This is a genomic window from Rhodococcus mengyinensis (assembly GCF_048381435.1).
GTDB lineage: Bacteria > Actinomycetota > Actinomycetes > Mycobacteriales > Mycobacteriaceae > Rhodococcus_F > Rhodococcus_F opacus_D.
This window is the reverse complement of record NZ_JBLWIT010000038.1, coordinates 95,589-112,283: the sequence shown is the minus strand read 5'-3', so window position 1 is coordinate 112,283 and position 16,695 is coordinate 95,589. Positions and strand designations below refer to the sequence as shown.

The window sequence follows — 16,695 nt, the reverse complement described above, 5'->3', positions numbered from 1 at the left end:
GCGGCGGCCGAATCCGATCTGGCCCGCGCCGGCTACCGCGACCGGCTCCTCACCGAGCTGGCGCAGAACGCGGCCGACGCCGCCGCCCGCGCCGAAGTGCCCGGCGAGCTGTCCGTGCAACTCGACGGACGCGTCCTGAGCGTGTCCAACACGGGCACGCCGCTGGACGAGCCGGGAGTCCAGGCGCTGGTCGCGTTGCGGGCGTCGAACAAGTCCGGCACGACCGTCGGCCGCTACGGTGTCGGTTTCACGGCGGTGCTGTCGGTGAGCGACGAGGTCGAACTGCGGTCGACGTCCGGTTCGGTGCTGTTCTCCGCGGAACGGACGAGGTCCGAGCTGCGGGAACTCGACGGTGCGGACCCGGGAGCGGACGTGCCTGCCCTTCGGCTGGCGTGGCCGACGGAAACCCGCCCGGCCGCAGGCGCGGCGTCGGAAGTCGTGTTGACGCTGCGCGAGGACGTGGACGGTGAATCGCTGCTCGCCTACATGGCCCGCGAGGCGCCCGACCTTCTGCTCGAACTGCCGGCGCTCGTCTCGATCACCGTGGGCGACAAGCAGTTCCGCCGCCGCGAACGGCCACTCGATTCCGGGTTGACCGAGGTCGCGATCGGCGACGACCGCTGGTGGCAGTACGAGTCCGGGCGCGCACGCTGGCTCGTCCCGGTCCGCGACGGCGTCGTCTCACCCGTGACGGAGGACGTCCTGCGCGCCCCCACCCGGTCGGACGAGGAACTGTCGATACCCGCGATCCTCGTCGCGGACATCGCCATGCAACCCGACCGCAGGCGCATCCTGCCCGGCGCCGCGATCGCCGAGTTGGCGTCCGGTTACGCCGAGTTCGTGGCCGCGGTGCCGCCCGGGCAGCGGCTGGCGCTGGTTCCCGTTCCCGCGTTCGCGCGCAGCGAGGTGGACTCGGCGTTGCGGGACCATCTCGTCACCGAACTCCGGGAGCAGCCCTGGCTGCCGACCGTCGGCGGCACGAACAAGGCCCCGGTTCGGGCGTCGGTGGTCCCCGGGCTCACCGACGAACTCGCCGAACTCCTCGCCGAGATCGTCGACGGCCTGGTCGTCCCGGATCTGTCCGGGCCGCGCTGGGCGCCCGCGCTGGCCGCCGTCGATGCCCACCGCCTCGGCCTGGCGCGCCTCACCGAACTTCTCAGTGGCATCGAACGGACACCGTCCTGGTGGCATCGCCTGTATGCGGCGCTCGAACCGCTGGCCGTCGACGCCCTCGCGGCGGAGGAACTGGCATCGATCCCGGTGCCGCTGTCCGACGGCCGCACGGTGACCGGTCCGCGAACAGTGTTGCTGGGCCACGACATCGACGGTGTCCTGGGGGTCGACTGGACTCGGCTCGTCCACCCGGATGCCGCGCACCCGTTGCTGTCGCGGCTCGGCGCGAAGACCGCCACCGCCGTCGACCTGCTCTCGGATCCGGCGTTGCGGGCCGAGATCGAGGACCTCGACCCCGACGACGCGGCGGCGGCAGAAGAACTGTCGACCGCGGTGCTCGCACTCGCCGGGCGCGTCGACCCCGGCACCTTGCCGTCGTGGCTCGGACAGCTGCCCCTCCCGGATGTCGACGGGGAGTTGCGCGGTGCGGACGAATTGCTGTTGCCCGGTGCGCCTCTCGCCGACGTCCTGGTGGACGATTCACCGTTCACGTCCGTGGACGTCGCGTTCGCCGAGCGGGTGGGGGAGGACGCCCTCCGCGCGGTGGGGGTCGGCTGGGGTTTCACCGTGCTGCGCGCCGAACTCCCCACCGGTCCCGATCACGACCTCGACGACGAGGACCGCTGGTGGGACACACTCGACGACGACCCCGACGAGATCGGGGCGGTGCGCGACCTGGACCTCGTGGACGAGGACCGCTGGCCGCAGGCGCTGACGATGCTCGCCCGGGACCCGTCGACGCGTCCGCTGCTCGCCGACCGCGCCGGGTACACGGCCTGGTGGCTGCGTCACAACGCAGAGTTGGACGGTCAGGTGCTCGGTCTGCTCCGTGATCCGTCCGACGCGACGTTTGCCGGACTGCTCGACCCCGTCGAGCACCCGGAGTCCGCAGTATTCGCGGCGGCCCTGGCGCCGTCGACGGTCGACTCTCCCGAACTCGCACAGCTACTCCTGGATCGACTGGCCGACCCTGACCGTGAACCCAGTCCCGCGGTGATCGCGCGGGCACACAGCCTGCTCGCGGCCGCCGCGGCCGCACATCTTCTCGACCTCGAGGACCTTCACCTGCCCGAACACGTGCGCGGCCTGACGGGCGCACTCGTCGACCCCGGCGACGCCCTGGTGCTGGACGCACCGTGGCTGGCCGCCGCGGTGCCGCGTGCGCGCCTGGTGGTCGGGAGCCTGGACACCGCTGAGGCACTCGCCGATCTGCTGGACCTCCCCCTCGCGTCCGCGGCCATCCGCGGCACCGTCACCGGTTCCGGCCGTGAATCCTCGTGGGATCGCGAACCCGCCGCCGTGCTCGCCTTCGCCGCACTCGGCCGCGACCTGCCGCACGGGCCCGTCGTCGTCCATCCCCGGCTCACGGTGAAGCTCACGGGCGCGGTCGACACCGAGATCGCGGTCCCGTGGTGGGTGGACGAGCAGGGGACCACCCATTGCTCCGAGTCGTGGGCCGAAGGCACGTGGGGCGCCGGTGTCGTTTGACCAGAGCGTGCTCGACAGCGCCGTCGGGGATCGCACACCGTGGTTGATCGACGTCGTCACCGTCGTCACGCACAGCGGCGGAACGGTCGCGGCCTGGATCGTGTCCACCGTCCTGACAACGACCCTCCTGCTCCAGGGCCGCCGGCGCGAAGCCGTCCTCGTGGCCGGCGCGATGCTGTCGGGTCTGGCCGTGATGACCACGCTCAAGAATCTGTTCGAGCGGCAACGCCCGCCGCTGCCCGATCGGCTGGTGGAGATCTCGACGTTCTCGTTCCCGTCCGGTCACGCGATGATGACCGCGATCCTCGCCAGCGTTCTCGTCGCCGTGACCCTCCGGGTCGTGCTGGTGCACGTCCGGATCGCGCTGGTCTTCCTGCTGGTGCTGTACACGCTGGCAGTGGGGCTGTCGCGTGTCTACCTCGCCGCGCACTGGATGACCGACGTCCTCGCCGGGTGGGCGTTCGGCGCGCTGTGGGCGGCGTTCTGGATCCTGCTGACCCGTACCCGGCCCCGCCGGGCCCTGACCTCGAGCGAGATCTAGAGCAGTCCCTGCTGTGCCCCGCGGCTGCCGCGCCGGGCCGCCCGCCGCTGCAACGCGAACAGTCCGTAGCCGAGGAATCCGACCACAACCCCCGCAATACACGTCGGAAGCGCATCCGACCACCGGTCGCCCGTGACGATCACCACGACGATCGCGACCGCCCACGCCAGCGTTCCCAGTATCAGCGCAGGTCGCGGGTCGGCGAGGCGCTGAGTGAGGGGTGGGCGATCTGCGGATTCGTTCACCGAATGAACGCTACCCTCGCCGTGGTGCCCTAATCTCCAAGGGCGACGCGCGACTTCTGGCGATGGGGACTGAACAATGGGTGCTGCTCCGAAACTGCTCGACAACTACTTCAAGATCACCGAGCGTGGTTCGACGGTAGGCGCGGAGATTCGCGGCGGAGTGGTGACGTTCGTCGCAATGGCATACATCGTGGTGCTGAACCCGCTCATCCTCGGCAGCTTCTCCGCCGACGACGCCGTCGCGAAGACCGACGTCCTCGGCAACATCCTCCCCGTCAACCAGGTGGCAGCGGTCACCGCCCTGGTGGCGGGACTGATGAGCATCGTCTTCGGGGTCGTCGCGAACTATCCCTTCGCGATCGCGGCGGGCCTCGGCATCAACAGTCTTCTCGCCGTCACCATCGCACCGCAGGTCACCTGGCCCGAGGCGATGGGCCTCGTGGTGATCGACGGTGTCATCATCGTCGTGTTGGCGCTCACCGGATTCCGGACGGCCGTCTTCAATGCCATTCCGGCCGAGCTCAAATCCGCCATCGCCGCCGGTATCGGCATGTTCATCGCGTTCATCGGTCTCGTCGACGCCGGGTTCGTGCGGCGCATCCCGGACGCCGCGGGCACCACCGTCCCCGTCGGCCTGGGCATCAACGGATCGATCTCCTCCTGGCCGACCGTGACGTTCGTGTTCGGTGTGCTGCTGATGGGTGTCCTGGTGGTGCGCAAGGTGCGCGGCGGTCTGCTGATCGGCATCGTCGTCACCACCGTGCTTGCCGCGATCATCGAGGCCGTCGCCGGTGTCGGACCGTCGCTGGGCGTGAACCCCTACGGCTGGAACCTCAGTGTCCCGGCCGCACCCGATGTGCTGGCGGAACTTCCGGATCTCAGCCTCGTCGGCGACGTCAGCATCTTCGGCGCGTTCACCCGCATCGGCGTACTCGCGGCCAGCCTGCTGGTGTTCACGCTGGTGCTCGCCAACTTCTTCGACGCCATGGGCACGATGACCGGGCTCGGCAAGGAAGCGGGCCTCACCGACGAGGACGGCAACCTGCCCAACATCGGACGGGCTCTGGTCGTCGAGGGCACCGGCGCCATCGTCGGTGGCGGCGCGTCGGCGTCGTCCAACACAGTGTTCGTGGAATCCGCTTCGGGTATCGCCGAGGGCGCCCGCACCGGACTCGCGAATGTGGTGACGGGACTGCTGTTCCTGGCCGCGATGTTCCTGACCCCGCTGTATTCGGTGGTGCCGATCGAGGCGGCCGCGCCGGCACTGGTCGTGGTGGGCGCGATGATGATCGGTCAGGTCCGCGACATCGATTTCACCCAGTTCTCGATCGCGCTGCCCGCGTTCCTCACCATCGCCGTCATGCCGTTCACGTACTCGATCGCCAACGGCATCGGCGTCGGATTCGTGTCGTGGGTCGTCCTCAATGCTGCGAGCGGTGGTATCAAGAAGATTCACCCGTTGATGTGGGTGGTGGCGCTTCTCTTCGTGGCCTACTTCGCGGTCGGTCCGATCACCGACGCAGTAACGTAAACGGCGGCCGATTGGTCCCGTATTGTCATTCCCGTGACCACGGATACGCGAGCACTCGCCAGTGACCTTTCCCTGGCTGTCGTGCGCCTCACGCGTCACCTGCGTGGGCGTCGCGTCGACGCCCAGGTATCGCTGACCCAGCTGTCGGCTCTGGCCACCCTTGCCCGCGACGGCGCCATGACGCCGGGCAATCTCGCGGCTCGGGAGAAGGTGCAGCCGCCGTCGATGACCCGGGTCATCGCGTCGCTGGTCGAACTGGGGCTGGTCGAGCGGGCACCGCATCCCACCGACGGACGGCAAATCATCGTCACGCTGTCGGATGCCGGTCACGCCCTGATCGCCGACGAGACCCACGCCCGCGAGGCGTGGATGAACGAGCGGCTGTCCGGGCTCGACGAGGCTCAGCTGAAGACCCTCCGCGACGCCGTCGGCATCATCACGTCCATCGTCGCCGACTCGGAGTAGCCCGAAGGCTGCCTGCAGTCCCCACCCGTACAACGGCATTCGACTGCCCGCACCCCGAGGTGCAGGGAAACCCGTTGCCGGAGAACGTAGCCGACATCCGGAAAGATCTCTCCCCAGGGCCGGTCGATGGCGCGCCGGGCCCGGGAGCAAGATGGATGTGTGCCGCCCGAATCCGAGTCCACCGCCTCAGCCCAGCCGCAGACCGGCATGTTCGTCGCTCTCCGCACCCGGAACTACCGGCTGTGGGCGTCCGGGCAGATCGTCTCCCTCGTCGGAACCTGGATGCAGCGGGTGGCGCAGGACTGGCTCGTCCTGACGTTGTCGAACGGCAATGCACTCGCGGTCGGCATCGTGATGGCACTGCAGTTCGGTCCGACCCTGTTCCTGTCCGTGTGGGGCGGCGTGCTCGCCGACCGGTACGACAAGCGGCGCATCCTGATCGCGACGCAGGTGTCGATGGCCTTGTGCGCACTGGTGCTCGGGCTGTTGGACGTCGGCGGGCTGGTGGCCCTGTGGCACGTCTACGTCATCGCGTTTCTGCTCGGCTGCGCGTCGGCGATCGACGCGCCGGCGCGGCAGTCGTTCACCATCGAGATGGTCGGCAAGGAGTCGCTGCCCAATGCCATCGCCCTGAACTCCATGACGTTCAACACCGCTCGCATCATCGGTCCGGCGATCTCGGGTGTGCTGATCACTCTCATCGGCACGGGGTGGGTGTTCCTGCTCAACGTGGGCACGTTCACCGGTGTGCTGATCGCCCTGCTGATGATGAACGCCCGCGAACTGTTCACGGCGCCGCAGGCGGAACGCGGGAAAGGGCAGGTCCGCGAGGGTTTCCGTTACGTGTGGGGGCGCACCGACCTGCGGGTGCTGATGGTGGCGGTGTTCATGGTGTCGACGTTCGGGCTGAACTTCCCGATCAGTCTCGCCGTTCTCGCCCGCAACACGTTCGATCGCGGCGCGGACGCCTACGGACTGCTGTCGACGACTCTCGCCGTGGGCACACTCGCCGGCGCCACGATCGCCGCGAGACGCAAGACCCCGCCGCGGCTGCGCACCTTCCTCGGGGCCGCGGCCGCATTCGGGGCCTTCGAGATCCTGGTGGGACTCATGCCCACTTACGTGCTGGTCGCGATCATGCTCGTCCCGACCGGCGCGCTGACGCTGACGTTCACGACGGCGGCGATGAACATCCTGCAGATGTCCGTGCCGTCCGAGATGCGCGGCCGGGTGATGGGCATCTACATGCTCTGTTTCCTCGGCGGCACCCCGCTGGGCAGTCCCGTTCTGGGATGGCTGGCCGACGTCCTCGACCCCCGCGCCCCGCTCGTGATCGGAGGCGCGATCTCCCTGGTCAGCGGGATCGGCGCGGCCCTGTACCTGATGCGGCACCAGCGGGTGCGGGTGACGGTGCGCCGACCGGACGCCGGCAGCTACCTCCCGGTGATCGAACTGCACAACGTTCTCGAACCACACCCCGTGGTGGTCTGCGACGCCACCGAGCAGGCCGTGGAAGCGAGCCGCGACCCGCGACCCTGACGGCTGCCGGAACCGTTCAGACGCCGACCGCCGTCGCCACGGCCCGCCGGGTCAGCACTCTTGCGAGGTGGCTGCGGTACTCGGCGTCGGCGTTGCCGTCGGTGACCGGGTCGGTGCCCTCGGCGGCGTGCTCGGCCGCCGCCCGGATCAGCTCGGGATCGGCGGCATTGCCGACGAGCGCGTCCTCGACACCGCGAGCCCGCACCGGCACGGACCCCATGTTGGTCAGCGCCACCCGGGCCTGCCGGATGATGCCGCCGTCGACCTGGATCGTCGCGGCCACCCCCACGATCGACCACGCCTCCGCGACCGTGTTGAACTTCTCGTACCGCGCCTCCCAGCCGGTGTGCTTGGGAAACTGGACGTCCACGAGGATCTCGTCCGGTCGCAGCGTGGTGGCGTAGTAACCCTCGAAGAAGTCCGCGACCGGGATGCTCCGCCTGCCCGCGGTACCCACGGCGGTCAGGGTGGCGTCGAGTGCCAGCGCGGGCGCGCACAGGTCACCGGCCGGATCGGCATGCGCCAGAGCACCACCCAGTGTGCCGCGGTGCCGGATCTGCGGATCGGCGACGGTGCGGGTGGCCTCGACGAGCAGCAGCGCGTGCTCGTGGACGAGCGGGTCGCGGATCACGTCGTAGTACGTGGTCATCGCACCGATCACGATGCTGTCCCCGTCGTCACGGACGCCGCGCAACTCACCGATCCGGCCCAGGTCGACGAGGGTGCTCGGCGAAGACAACCGCAGCCGCAGCACCGGCAGCAGGCTCTGACCGCCCGCGAGTATCTTGGCGTCCTCCCCGGCCTCGGCGAGCGCCGCCACCGCCTGTTCGACGGAGGTCGGGGACACGTAATCGAAGCTCGACGGAATCACTGGGCACCTCCCTGAGCGGTGCGGATGGCATGCCAGACCCGCATCGGCGTACACGGCATCTCGACGTCACGCACCCCGAACTGGCGGACGGCGTCGAGGACGGCATTGACGACGGCCGGGGTGGACGCGATCGTCCCCGCTTCACCGACGCCCTTGACGCCGAGCGGATTACCGGTGGCGGGAGTCTCGGTGCGACCCGTGGTGAACGTCGGCAGGTCCGCCGCCGACGGCACGTGATATTCGGCGAAGGAACCCGACAGCAGGGTGCCCGACTCGTCGTACACCGCCTCCTCGTACAGGGCCTGCGCGATGCCCTGGGCGAGTCCGCCGTGCACCTGACCCTCCACGATCAGCGGGTTGACCACGTGCCCGATGTCGTCGACGCACACGTAGGAGCGGATGCCGACCTTCCCGGTCTCGGTGTCCACCTCCACCGCACACAGGTGCGTGCCGTGCGGGAAAGAGAAGTTCTCCGGGTCGTACGCGGCCTCGGAATCCAGATTCGGTTCCACACCCTCGGGCAGGTCGTGCGCGGCGAACACGGCGAGCGCGACATCGGCGATGCCGACAGCCTTCTCGGTGCCCTTCACCCGGAACCGGCCCTCGGTGAACTCGAGATCGTCCTCGGCGCACTCCATCAGGTGCGCCGCGATGGGCCTGGCCTTCGCGATCACCTTCTCGGCGGCCTTCACCACCGCGATCGCCCCGACCGCCAAAGACCGGGAACCGTACGTGTCCATGCCTCGCGGCGACGTCTGGGTGTCGCCGTGCAGCACCTCGACGTCCTCGAACGGAACCCCGAGCTGATCTGCGACCACCTGGCTCCACGCGGTCTCGTGCCCCTGGCCATGCGCCGAGGAACCGGTGACCACCTCGACCTTGCCGGTGGGCAGCATCCGGATCGCCGCGTGTTCCCACCCGCCGGCCCCGTAGGCCAGGGCGCCGAGGGTGCGCGACGGCGCCAGACCGCACATCTCGGTGAACGTGGACACCCCGATGCCGAGTTGCACCGGGTCCTTCCGCTCGCGGCGCTCCGCCTGTTCGCGTCGGAGGCCGTCGTAGTCGAACAGCTCCCGCGCGTGCGCGGTGGCAGCCTCGTAGTTACCGGAGTCGTACGTCAGGCCCGCGACGGTGTCGAACGGGAACTCCTCGTGGGTGATCCAGTTCTTCGCCCGCAATTCCAGCGGATCCATCGACAACTCGGTCGCGAGTTCGTCCATCATCCGCTCGATCGCGAACGTCGCCTCCGGGCGCCCCGCCCCGCGGTACGCGTCGGTGGGCACCTTGTTGGTGAACACGTTGGTGCACGTGAAGTGATACGCCGGGAACTTGTAGATGCCGTTGAACATGAACGCGCCCAGGATCGGCACCCCTGAGGTGACCAGCCGCAGGTACGCGCCCATGTCGGCGAGCAGTTCGACCTTCATCCCGGTGACGGTGCCGTCGCGGCGGGCGGCCAGTGTCAGTTTCTGGATCTGGTCGCGTCCGTGATGCGCCGCGACCATCGATTCACTTCGCGACTCGGTGTACTTGACGGGCTTGCCGAGTCGCCGCGCGACGAGCAGCGCGATGACTTCCTCCGGCGTCACCTGAAGCTTGCCGCCGAAACCGCCGCCGACGTCCGGGGCGACGACGCGCAGTTTGTGCTCCGGTATGTCGAGCGTCATCGCCAGCATCAGCCGCAGGATGTGGGGGATCTGCGTGGCCGACCACATGGTGATCTGGGCGCCGGTCGGGTCGACCACCACTGAGCGGGGTTCCATGAACGCCGGGATCAGCCGCTGCTGCCGGAAGGTGCGCTCGACGAGTACCTCGGCGTCGCGGATGGCCTGCTCGACGTCGCCTCCGGTACCGGCCTCCGCGGAGTCGAACGTCCAGGTGGCGCTGACGTTCGTCCCGAGATCCGGGTGCACGAGGTCGGCGCCGTCGGCGGCCGCGGCCGCGAGATCGAGCACGACCGGCAGGTCGTCGTACTCGACGTCGATCGCCTCGAGTGCGTCGTGCGCCTCGTACGCGCTGCGCGCGACCACGACAGCGACCGCCTCGCCCGCGAAATTGACGGCGTCGACCGCGAGGGACGGCGCGGGCGGCGACTTCATGTCCGGTGTGATCGGCCAGGCACACGGCAGGCTGCCCTGCTCGCCGGCGAGATCGGCGCCGGTGAGGACCGCGACGACACCGGGCATCTCGCGGGCGGCGGAGGCGTCGACACCGGTGATGCGGGCGTGGGCGAACGGGCTGCGCAGGATCGCCAGGTGCTGCATGCCCGGCAGCACCAGGTTGTCGGTCCAACGGGTGCGGCCCGTGACCAGATGCTCGTCTTCCTTACGCTTCCGGGCCTTCCCGATTTCCGGTTCCGCGGTGGCGGTCATCGCACGCCTCCCTGCGCGGTGTCGGTCTTCGGCGCATCCGCCGTCGTCGGTGTTTCGGTGGTGCCGCCGCTGCGCAACCGCTGCGCCGCGTCCTGCACCGCGCTGACGATGTTCTGGTACCCGGTACAGCGGCACAGGTTGCCTTCCAACCCCAGCCGCACCGTCCGCTCGTCCGGGTCGGGTTCCTCGGCGAGCAGGTCGAGAGTCTGCATGATCATGCCGGGGGTGCAGTAGCCGCACTGCAGGGCGTGATTGTCGCGGAACGCCTGCTGCACGGGGTGCAACGTCCCGCTCCGGGACAGGCCCTCGACGGTGAGGACGTCGCCGCCGTCGGCCTGCACGGCGAGCACCGAGCAGGACTTGACGCTGTGACCGTTCAGATGAACGGTGCACGCCCCGCAGTTTCCGGTGTCGCAACCGATGACGGTGCCGACCTTGCCGAGCCGGTCCCGAAGATAGTGGACGAGGAGCAGTCGCGGTTCCACCTCGTCCGTGTATGCCGTTCCGTCGACGGTGACAGTGATGCGCATTGCGCCTCCAAAGCCGGGAGCGTCAGGTGATACGTCCTACTCTGCGCCGACGGAGCGCGAACAACACCCGAAATCGTGGAACCGGTTCAGGATCGGTCACGTTCGGCGTGCGACCTCGAGCAGTTCCTGCAGTGTCGCGAGACTGTGGCCGGCGAGCAGACGATCGACGAACGGCAGGGCGGCCGCGATCCCGGACTGCACCGGCTCGTATCCGTCAGCGCCGGCGTGCGGATTCACCCACAGCACGGTGCGCGCGAGTCGGCGCAGCTGCGCCATCTGCTCCGCGAGCAGGGCCGGGTCACCGCGCTCCCAGCCGTCGGAGAAGATCACCACGACGGCGCCGCGCGCGACGCCGCGCCTGCCCCAGCGGTCCAGGAACGCGCGCAGCGTCTCGCCGAGGCGGGTGCCGCCCGCCCAGTCCGGCACTGCCCGGCCCGCGGCGGCGAGCGCCACTTCCGGGTCGCGGACCCGCAGCGCCCGGGAGAGCCGCGTCAGCCGAGTGCCCAGTGAGAACACCTCGGTGCCTGCGGGGTTTCCGCGGGCGACGACGTGCGCGAAGCGCAGCAGCGCATCGGCGTACGGGCTCATCGATCCGGACACGTCGATCAGCAGCACCATCCGGCGTGGCCGGGTGGCCTTGCGGTGGTGGCTCGGCCGCACCGGTTCGCCGCCCGCCGCGAGCATGCCCCGCACGGTGCGCCGCGGGTCCACGGCGCCCCGGCGGGCCGGGCGCATCCGGATGGCCGGGCGGGTCGGGGGCCGCGGGCGCAGGGCGGCGATCAGTTCGGCGAGGTGCGCGCGCTCGGCCGCGGTGAGGTCGGCGATGTCCCGGTGGCGCAACACCTCGGTGTCGTCCGCGGCGACCCGCAGATGCGGCGCGTTCCCACCGGTGTCGCCGCCGTCCGTCGTGGTCAGCGCCGCTGTTGCGGCGCGGCGCGGCTGCTCCCCGGACCGCGGCGTGCGCGCCGGGACGGTACCGCCGAACCAGGCCGAGAACGCCGAGTCGTACCGCGGGATGTCGTCGGGACCGCGGCACAGCGTCGCGCGACCCGCCCAGTACACCTGACTCGGATCGCCCACATCCACCTGGCGGAGGGCCCGTGCGAACGCGGCGACGGCGTCCGACGCGACCGACAGTCCCGCCGCCGCGAGGGCGTGCGCGAACCCGGCGATGCCCACGAGCGGGTCACCGATGTCCGGGTTCGTGGACATGCCTCTCACCCCGCCAGGAGCCGGTCCAGTCCGGCACGGGCCACCCGTTCGAGGTCCTCGCGGTACTTGAGGACCGCGCCGAGCGTCGCGGCGGCGGTCTCCGCGTCCAGCACGTCCCGATCGAGTTCCCGGAGTGCGCGGGCCCAGTCCAGCGACTCGGCCACCCCCGGCGGCTTGAGCAGTTCCATCTCGCGCAGGGAGTGGACGGCCCGGGCGACCTGGCCGGCGAGTTCGGCCCCGATGCCGGGGATGCGGCGGCGCAGGATCGCGACCTCCCGCGCCAGATCGGGGTGTTCGAGCCAGTGGTAGAGGCAGCGGCGTTTGAGGGCGTCGTGCACCTCGCGGGTGCGGTTGGAGGTGAGCACCACCAGCGGTGGTGTCGCCGCCCGCACCTCGCCGAGTTCGGGGATGGTGACGGCATTCTCGTCGAGCACCTGCAGCAGGAATGCCTCGAACTCGTCGTCGGCGCGGTCGATCTCGTCGACGAGCAGCACACACGGCGATTCGGTGAGGGCCCGCAGCAAGGGGCGCGCCAGCAGGAACCGCTCGGTGTACAGCGAGCGTTCGACCGTGTCGGCCTCGAGCGTGCCGTCGCTCGCCGCCTCCAGCGTCCGCAGGTGCAGCAACTGCCGCGGGAAGTCCCAGTCGTAGAGGGCCTGCGCGGCGTCGATGCCCTCATGGCATTGCAGGCGGATCAGCGGCAGACCGAACGCCTCCGACAACGCGGCCGCGAGCGACGTCTTGCCGGTGCCGGGTTCGCCCTCGCAGAACAGCGGACGTCCCATACGGATGGCGAGGAACGCGGCCATCGCGACGCCGTCGTCGGCGAGGTAGCCGGTGGCGTCGAGCGCCCGCGCCAGTTCCGCTGGCGAACCGACCGTCGGCGTGGAATCACTCACGCCCGCGAGCCTAGGTGAGTGCCCGCCCCCGGACACGCGACTCGGACAACCCCGCCGGCGGTCAACCGTCCGGCTCCACCCTGCCGCGGTCCTCGCTCAACCGCCGGAACATCGCGGTGGCGCCGAACCTCGCGGCCGCCCGTTCGACGAGTCCCGGCGCGATCTGCGCCAGCGCGAGCAGCGGGCGGATCGGCGCTCCGCTCTCGACGATTTCGGGCCGGTCACGCCGAATCGCCCGGATCACGGCGGCGGCGACCTTGTCGGTGCTGGTCTCGCCCGTGATCCGGCCGGCCCTGATTCCGCGTTCCGTCATCCGCTGGTACATGCCGTCGCCCGCGATGAACCCGGGACACACGACGGAGAAACCGACGGGCGAGCCCGCGTACTCCGCGCGCAGCGACTGGGTGAGACCGATCAGCCCGGCCTTCGTCGCGGCGTACGGCGCGCAGTACGCCGGACCGATCTTCGCCGCCAGCGACGAGATGAACACCACGTGACCACGACCGCGGCCCAGCATCCCGGGCACCACTCGGCGCGTGAGAAGTATTGGCGCGGTGAGATTCACGTCGACCATCGCGGTGAGCTCACCGGGCTCGAGTCGGGTGAAGGCCGAGACGTTCTCCACGCCCGCATTGTTCACCAGCAGGTCGAGGGGACCGACCGCCGTCTCGGCGCGTTCGATCAGCGAATCGAGCTGATCGAGTCGGTTCAGGTCCGCGGCCACGGCCTCGGCGCGCACACCCAGCGCACGCAGTTCTCCGACGACTTCCGCGAGTCGGTCCTCACGCCGGCCGGACACCGCGACGGCGACGCCCTCCCGCGCGAGGGCCCGGGCGACGACGCGGCCGAGACCGCCGGAGGCGCCGGTCACCAGAGCCGTGCGTCCCTGCAGTTGCTTCATTCCTCCGAGCTTTCGCGCTCGGTGGAGGGGAGTCAACGCTGTGACGCCCCGCATACGGCACGATGGACCGGTGGTACACGTCATCGACATAACAGATCCGGCCGACACCAGGCTGGACGACTTCCGCGATCTCAATTCCTCGGACCGGCGTCCCGACCTTCCCGAGGGCAAGGGCCTGGTGATCGCGGAGGGCGTGCTGGTGGCGCAGCGCCTGCTCACGTCCCGGTTCGACCCGATCGCGCTGCTCGGCGTCGACCGGCGGCTGGAGGAACTCACGGACGACCTCGCAGACGTGGACGTGCCGTTCTACCGGACGACGGCGGATGTCATGGCCGAGGTCGTCGGGTTCCACCTCAACCGGGGGGTGCTCGCGGCGGCGCGCCGCCCCGCGCCGCTCGAACTGCCGGACGTGCTCGAGCACGCCCGGACGGTCGCAGTGCTCGAGGGCGTCAACGATCACGAGAACCTGGGTTCGATGTTCCGCAACGCGGCGGGCCTCGGCGTCGACGCCGTGGTGTTCGGCAAGGGCTGCGCCGACCCGCTGTACCGCCGGGCGGTCCGGGTGTCGATGGGGCACGTTCTCCGGGTTCCGTTCGCGCACGTGACGAAGTGGCCGCACGACCTGGACGCGTTGCGGGAGCGGGGTTTCCAGCTGATCTCGTTGACCCCGAACCCCGAGGCGGTGACGCTCGCCGAGGCGATGACGGGGGAGAAGGTGGCGTTGCTGCTCGGCGCGGAAGGCCCCGGCCTCACCGAACACGCCATGCGGGCCACGGACATTCGCGCCCGCATTCCGATGGCACCCGGCACGGACTCGCTCAACGTCGCGACGGCGGCGGCGATGGCGTTCTACGAGCGCGTCCGCACGGGCCGGTGAGAATGCTGCACCCTCATTCCCCGTATCCGCAGGCGACGGGAACACCGTGGTTCACGGGACTTCTCGTGGCGGGGTTCGCCGCAGCCGTGGTGGCGGTCGCGATCATGGCCTTCGGCTCGCAGCTCGCCCGGATCAACCTCGTCCTGGCGGTGGTCCTCGAACTCGTCGTGGTCGCCGGGGTCGCGCCGTCGGTGTGGCGGCTGCGCCGGACGCCGGTCTGGCGGTGGCTGGTCTACGGGGCTGCGGCCGGCGTTGTCGCCGGCTGGACGGCGCTGCTCGTCGGTGCCGCCTGACTGCGCCTGACTCCGGCCGGAGTGGTCAGAAACCGAAGTAACGGCGGAGGAGTCCGCCTTTGCGAGCCGGCGGCGGAGCGGGTGCCGGCACCGGGCCGGGGACGGGTGCGGGGGCAGGTTGTTCCACCTCGGCTTGTTCCACCTCGGCGGGAGGCTCGATTTCGGGACCCTCGCCGGGCGGGTGAACGGTGAAGCCGAGCACGGTGAGCGTCTTCGGGTCGATCTCGGTGCCCTCGGGGGCGCCCGTGTACCGGAAGCCCAGCCATTCCCGGTTGGCGCCCTCGGCGAACTGCTGCGGGTGGAACGGCAGCGACTGCGGGTCGGGCAGGACACCCGCCGGATGTTTCAGCGGAAAGTCGCCCGCCCAGAACGGCCTCTCCCACACCAGGGGGAGGCCGAGGTCCTCGTGGATGTGGACCGGCGTCGCGCTGAACGATCGAGTCAGGTGCCCGTCCTCCCACGTCGCGAACGAGCCCCACGCGATGTCGGGCTTGGACGCCACGTAGTACGTCTTCGCGAATTCGGTGGGCCGGACGCGTGTTTCGGGCAGTGTCGACGGTCGGGGGACGGCCAGATCGGGCCCGCACACGACGGTGACGCCGGGGTAGGAACCGATGTGCACGGTCCCGGCGGCGTCGAGCCGTGCGGCCTCGGCCAGCGGAACCGGGCCGGTGGGGGTGGCCACCAGGTCGGGATAGAGACGGGAGGCGAGTTGCTGCGCCGCGCCCGGATCAGGCTCCGGGTGGCCGCGCAGCACAGCCGCAGGGTCGGGGACTTCGACGTACCAGATCGTTGATACCTTGGCCCCCACGGTCATCCCTCTCTTCCGGTGTCTTCCTGAAAGAGTACGACCCCGACCGTGTTTCCGGCCTGCTCACCGCGCAGACGGTCAGCGTCCGCTGCTGCGGACACCGAGCAGGACGTCGTCCCAGGACGGGAGGGCGGGTTTGCCGCGCTTGTCCTTGTTGTTCGTCTGGTGCGGGGCGATCTTGGGTGCGGCGGGTTCCTCGGACGGGGCGGGCTCGTCCTCGGGTTCCTCGGTGACGTCGGCCTCGATGATCTCCTCGGGCTCGATCGTCGGCACCTCCACCTCGGTGGGGAACTCGGCGAGTTCGAGTTGCTCCGGCTCGTCGGACGCCACCGGCGCCAATCCGCGGAGCGGACGGCCGAAGTCGGGATCGATCAGGTCGAACGCGGTGTCGTCGAGCGCGACGATGGTGCCACCGTGCGCGTCCGGCTGGTACCGCCAGTGCGCCGCGTTGGTGGTCCGCCCGGCCTGCCACTGCAGCTGGGCGACCCAGTGATTGTCCTCGTCGCGCCACGCATCCCAGGTGGCGTCGTCGATGTTGTGTCCCCGAGCGCGGAACGCCTGCGTGACGATCTCGGCGAGAGTGGGAACGGCGGGGCCGTTGTCGCGGACCGGATGTCCGCCCTGCGCCATCTCGGCCGCACGGGAACGTTCGAGCAGGACCGGATACGCGAACCGCTCCACCTTCGCCAGGGGGATACCGGCCTCGTCGGCCACCTGTTCGACGGAGGCGCCGGCACGGATGCGGGCCTGGATTTCACGGGGCCTGAGCTGACTGTCCATTTCGATCTCAATCTGGCCGAGTCGAGCGATGTCCCCGCGGGATGCGGCGCGGAGTTTGTCATCGGCGGGAAGCCGGAATTTTTCGCCGGTACTGGCATCTGCGCACACGACGTGCGATCCATCTGGCTCGAGACCGATCACTCGAAGCTCTCGCACGTTGACCTCCT

General features: G+C 70.0%; 16 protein-coding genes. 7 read left to right on the top strand and 9 right to left on the bottom strand.

From position 1 onward, the window contains the following. Positions 1-96 precede the first annotated feature (96 nt). Entirely contained in the window at positions 97-2,661 is a 2,565-nt protein-coding gene (locus ACNJ7E_RS05260) for an ATP-binding protein (RefSeq protein WP_418339315.1), read from the top strand. Beyond that, entirely contained in the window at positions 2,651-3,202 is a 552-nt protein-coding gene (locus ACNJ7E_RS05255) for a phosphatase PAP2 family protein (protein ID WP_418339314.1), read from the top strand. The genes ACNJ7E_RS05260 and ACNJ7E_RS05255 overlap by 11 nt, the downstream gene beginning before the upstream one ends. Here ACNJ7E_RS05255 and ACNJ7E_RS05250 read toward each other — a convergent pair. Next, the gene (locus tag ACNJ7E_RS05250; RefSeq protein WP_009478020.1) at positions 3,199-3,447 is read right to left on the bottom strand and encodes a DUF2530 domain-containing protein; all 249 of its coding nucleotides are present in this window, start codon (positions 3,445-3,447) and stop codon (positions 3,199-3,201) included. The two genes, ACNJ7E_RS05255 and ACNJ7E_RS05250, sit on opposite strands and share 4 nt — an antisense overlap. 76 nt (positions 3,448-3,523) lie before the next feature. Here ACNJ7E_RS05250 and ACNJ7E_RS05245 point away from each other — a divergent pair, with 76 nt between their 5' ends. From ACNJ7E_RS05245 to ACNJ7E_RS05235, 3 genes are all read left to right on the top strand, one after another. After that, entirely contained in the window at positions 3,524-4,978 is a 1,455-nt protein-coding gene (locus tag ACNJ7E_RS05245) for an NCS2 family permease (protein ID WP_105414310.1), read from the top strand. Positions 4,979-5,011: 33 nt separating this feature from the next. Next, positions 5,012-5,443: an Rv0880 family HTH-type transcriptional regulator gene (locus ACNJ7E_RS05240; protein WP_005244136.1), complete on the top strand. Its 432-nt coding sequence runs from the start codon at positions 5,012-5,014 to the stop codon at positions 5,441-5,443. A gap of 207 nt (positions 5,444-5,650) precedes the next feature. Continuing rightward, on the top strand, positions 5,651-6,982 hold the full coding sequence (locus ACNJ7E_RS05235; protein WP_418339466.1) for an MFS transporter: 1,332 nt from the start codon (positions 5,651-5,653) through the stop codon (positions 6,980-6,982). Between the two features lie 16 nt (positions 6,983-6,998). Here the strand turns inward: ACNJ7E_RS05235 and ACNJ7E_RS05230 are convergent, their stop codons facing one another. The 6 genes from ACNJ7E_RS05230 to ACNJ7E_RS05205 form a co-directional block, all read right to left on the bottom strand. Further along, the gene (locus tag ACNJ7E_RS05230; protein ID WP_418339313.1) at positions 6,999-7,853 is read right to left on the bottom strand and encodes an FAD binding domain-containing protein; all 855 of its coding nucleotides are present in this window, start codon (positions 7,851-7,853) and stop codon (positions 6,999-7,001) included. Then, entirely contained in the window at positions 7,850-10,225 is a 2,376-nt protein-coding gene (locus ACNJ7E_RS05225; protein WP_280778615.1) for a xanthine dehydrogenase family protein molybdopterin-binding subunit, read from the bottom strand. The genes ACNJ7E_RS05230 and ACNJ7E_RS05225 overlap by 4 nt, the downstream gene beginning before the upstream one ends. After that, entirely contained in the window at positions 10,222-10,755 is a 534-nt protein-coding gene (locus ACNJ7E_RS05220; RefSeq protein ID WP_280778614.1) for a (2Fe-2S)-binding protein, read from the bottom strand. Before ACNJ7E_RS05220 ends, ACNJ7E_RS05225 begins: the two co-directional genes overlap by 4 nt. Before the next feature lie 96 nt (positions 10,756-10,851). After that, positions 10,852-11,967, bottom strand: coding sequence for a vWA domain-containing protein (locus ACNJ7E_RS05215; RefSeq protein ID WP_283351505.1), 1,116 nt, complete (start codon positions 11,965-11,967; stop codon positions 10,852-10,854). Positions 11,968-11,972: 5 nt separating this feature from the next. Next, positions 11,973-12,866 (bottom strand): AAA family ATPase, encoded by an 894-nt coding sequence (locus tag ACNJ7E_RS05210; protein ID WP_418339312.1) that lies wholly within the window; start codon positions 12,864-12,866, stop codon positions 11,973-11,975. Between the two features lie 61 nt (positions 12,867-12,927). Further along, a complete protein-coding gene (locus ACNJ7E_RS05205; RefSeq protein WP_418339311.1) occupies positions 12,928-13,767 on the bottom strand; it encodes an SDR family NAD(P)-dependent oxidoreductase in 840 nt (279 codons plus the stop codon). A 70-nt stretch (positions 13,768-13,837) separates the two neighbouring features. Between ACNJ7E_RS05205 and ACNJ7E_RS05200 the strand changes: the two genes are divergently transcribed. Both ACNJ7E_RS05200 and ACNJ7E_RS05195 read left to right on the top strand, forming a co-directional pair. Beyond that, positions 13,838-14,644 (top strand): TrmH family RNA methyltransferase, encoded by an 807-nt coding sequence (locus ACNJ7E_RS05200; RefSeq protein ID WP_007301148.1) that lies wholly within the window; start codon positions 13,838-13,840, stop codon positions 14,642-14,644. A 2-nt stretch (positions 14,645-14,646) separates the two neighbouring features. After that, entirely contained in the window at positions 14,647-14,937 is a 291-nt protein-coding gene (locus ACNJ7E_RS05195) for a DUF2537 domain-containing protein (RefSeq protein ID WP_280778605.1), read from the top strand. A 25-nt stretch (positions 14,938-14,962) separates the two neighbouring features. On the opposite strand, the gene ACNJ7E_RS05190 is transcribed toward ACNJ7E_RS05195, so the two are convergent. Together ACNJ7E_RS05190 and sepH are read right to left on the bottom strand one after the other, a co-directional pair. Beyond that, positions 14,963-15,754, bottom strand: coding sequence for a DUF6928 family protein (locus ACNJ7E_RS05190; RefSeq protein ID WP_280778604.1), 792 nt, complete (start codon positions 15,752-15,754; stop codon positions 14,963-14,965). Positions 15,755-15,826: 72 nt separating this feature from the next. After that, on the bottom strand, positions 15,827-16,684 hold the full coding sequence (gene sepH, locus ACNJ7E_RS05185; RefSeq protein WP_009478031.1) for a septation protein SepH: 858 nt from the start codon (positions 16,682-16,684) through the stop codon (positions 15,827-15,829). Positions 16,685-16,695: the final 11 nt, after the last annotated feature.

Coding starts and splice junctions, on each gene's coding strand:
- ACNJ7E_RS05245 (WP_105414310.1), top strand. CDS start 3,524: ATGGGTGCTGCTCCGAAACTGCTCGACAACTACTTCAAGATCACCGAG.
- ACNJ7E_RS05235 (WP_418339466.1), top strand. CDS start 5,651: ATGTTCGTCGCTCTCCGCACCCGGAACTACCGGCTGTGGGCGTCCGGG.
- ACNJ7E_RS05225 (WP_280778615.1), bottom strand. CDS start 10,225: ATGACCGCCACCGCGGAACCGGAAATCGGGAAGGCCCGGAAGCGTAAG.
- ACNJ7E_RS05220 (WP_280778614.1), bottom strand. CDS start 10,755: ATGCGCATCACTGTCACCGTCGACGGAACGGCATACACGGACGAGGTG.
- ACNJ7E_RS05215 (WP_283351505.1), bottom strand. CDS start 11,967: ATGTCCACGAACCCGGACATCGGTGACCCGCTCGTGGGCATCGCCGGG.
- ACNJ7E_RS05205 (WP_418339311.1), bottom strand. CDS start 13,767: ATGAAGCAACTGCAGGGACGCACGGCTCTGGTGACCGGCGCCTCCGGC.
- ACNJ7E_RS05195 (WP_280778605.1), top strand. CDS start 14,647: ATGCTGCACCCTCATTCCCCGTATCCGCAGGCGACGGGAACACCGTGG.
- ACNJ7E_RS05190 (WP_280778604.1), bottom strand. CDS start 15,754: ATGACCGTGGGGGCCAAGGTATCAACGATCTGGTACGTCGAAGTCCCC.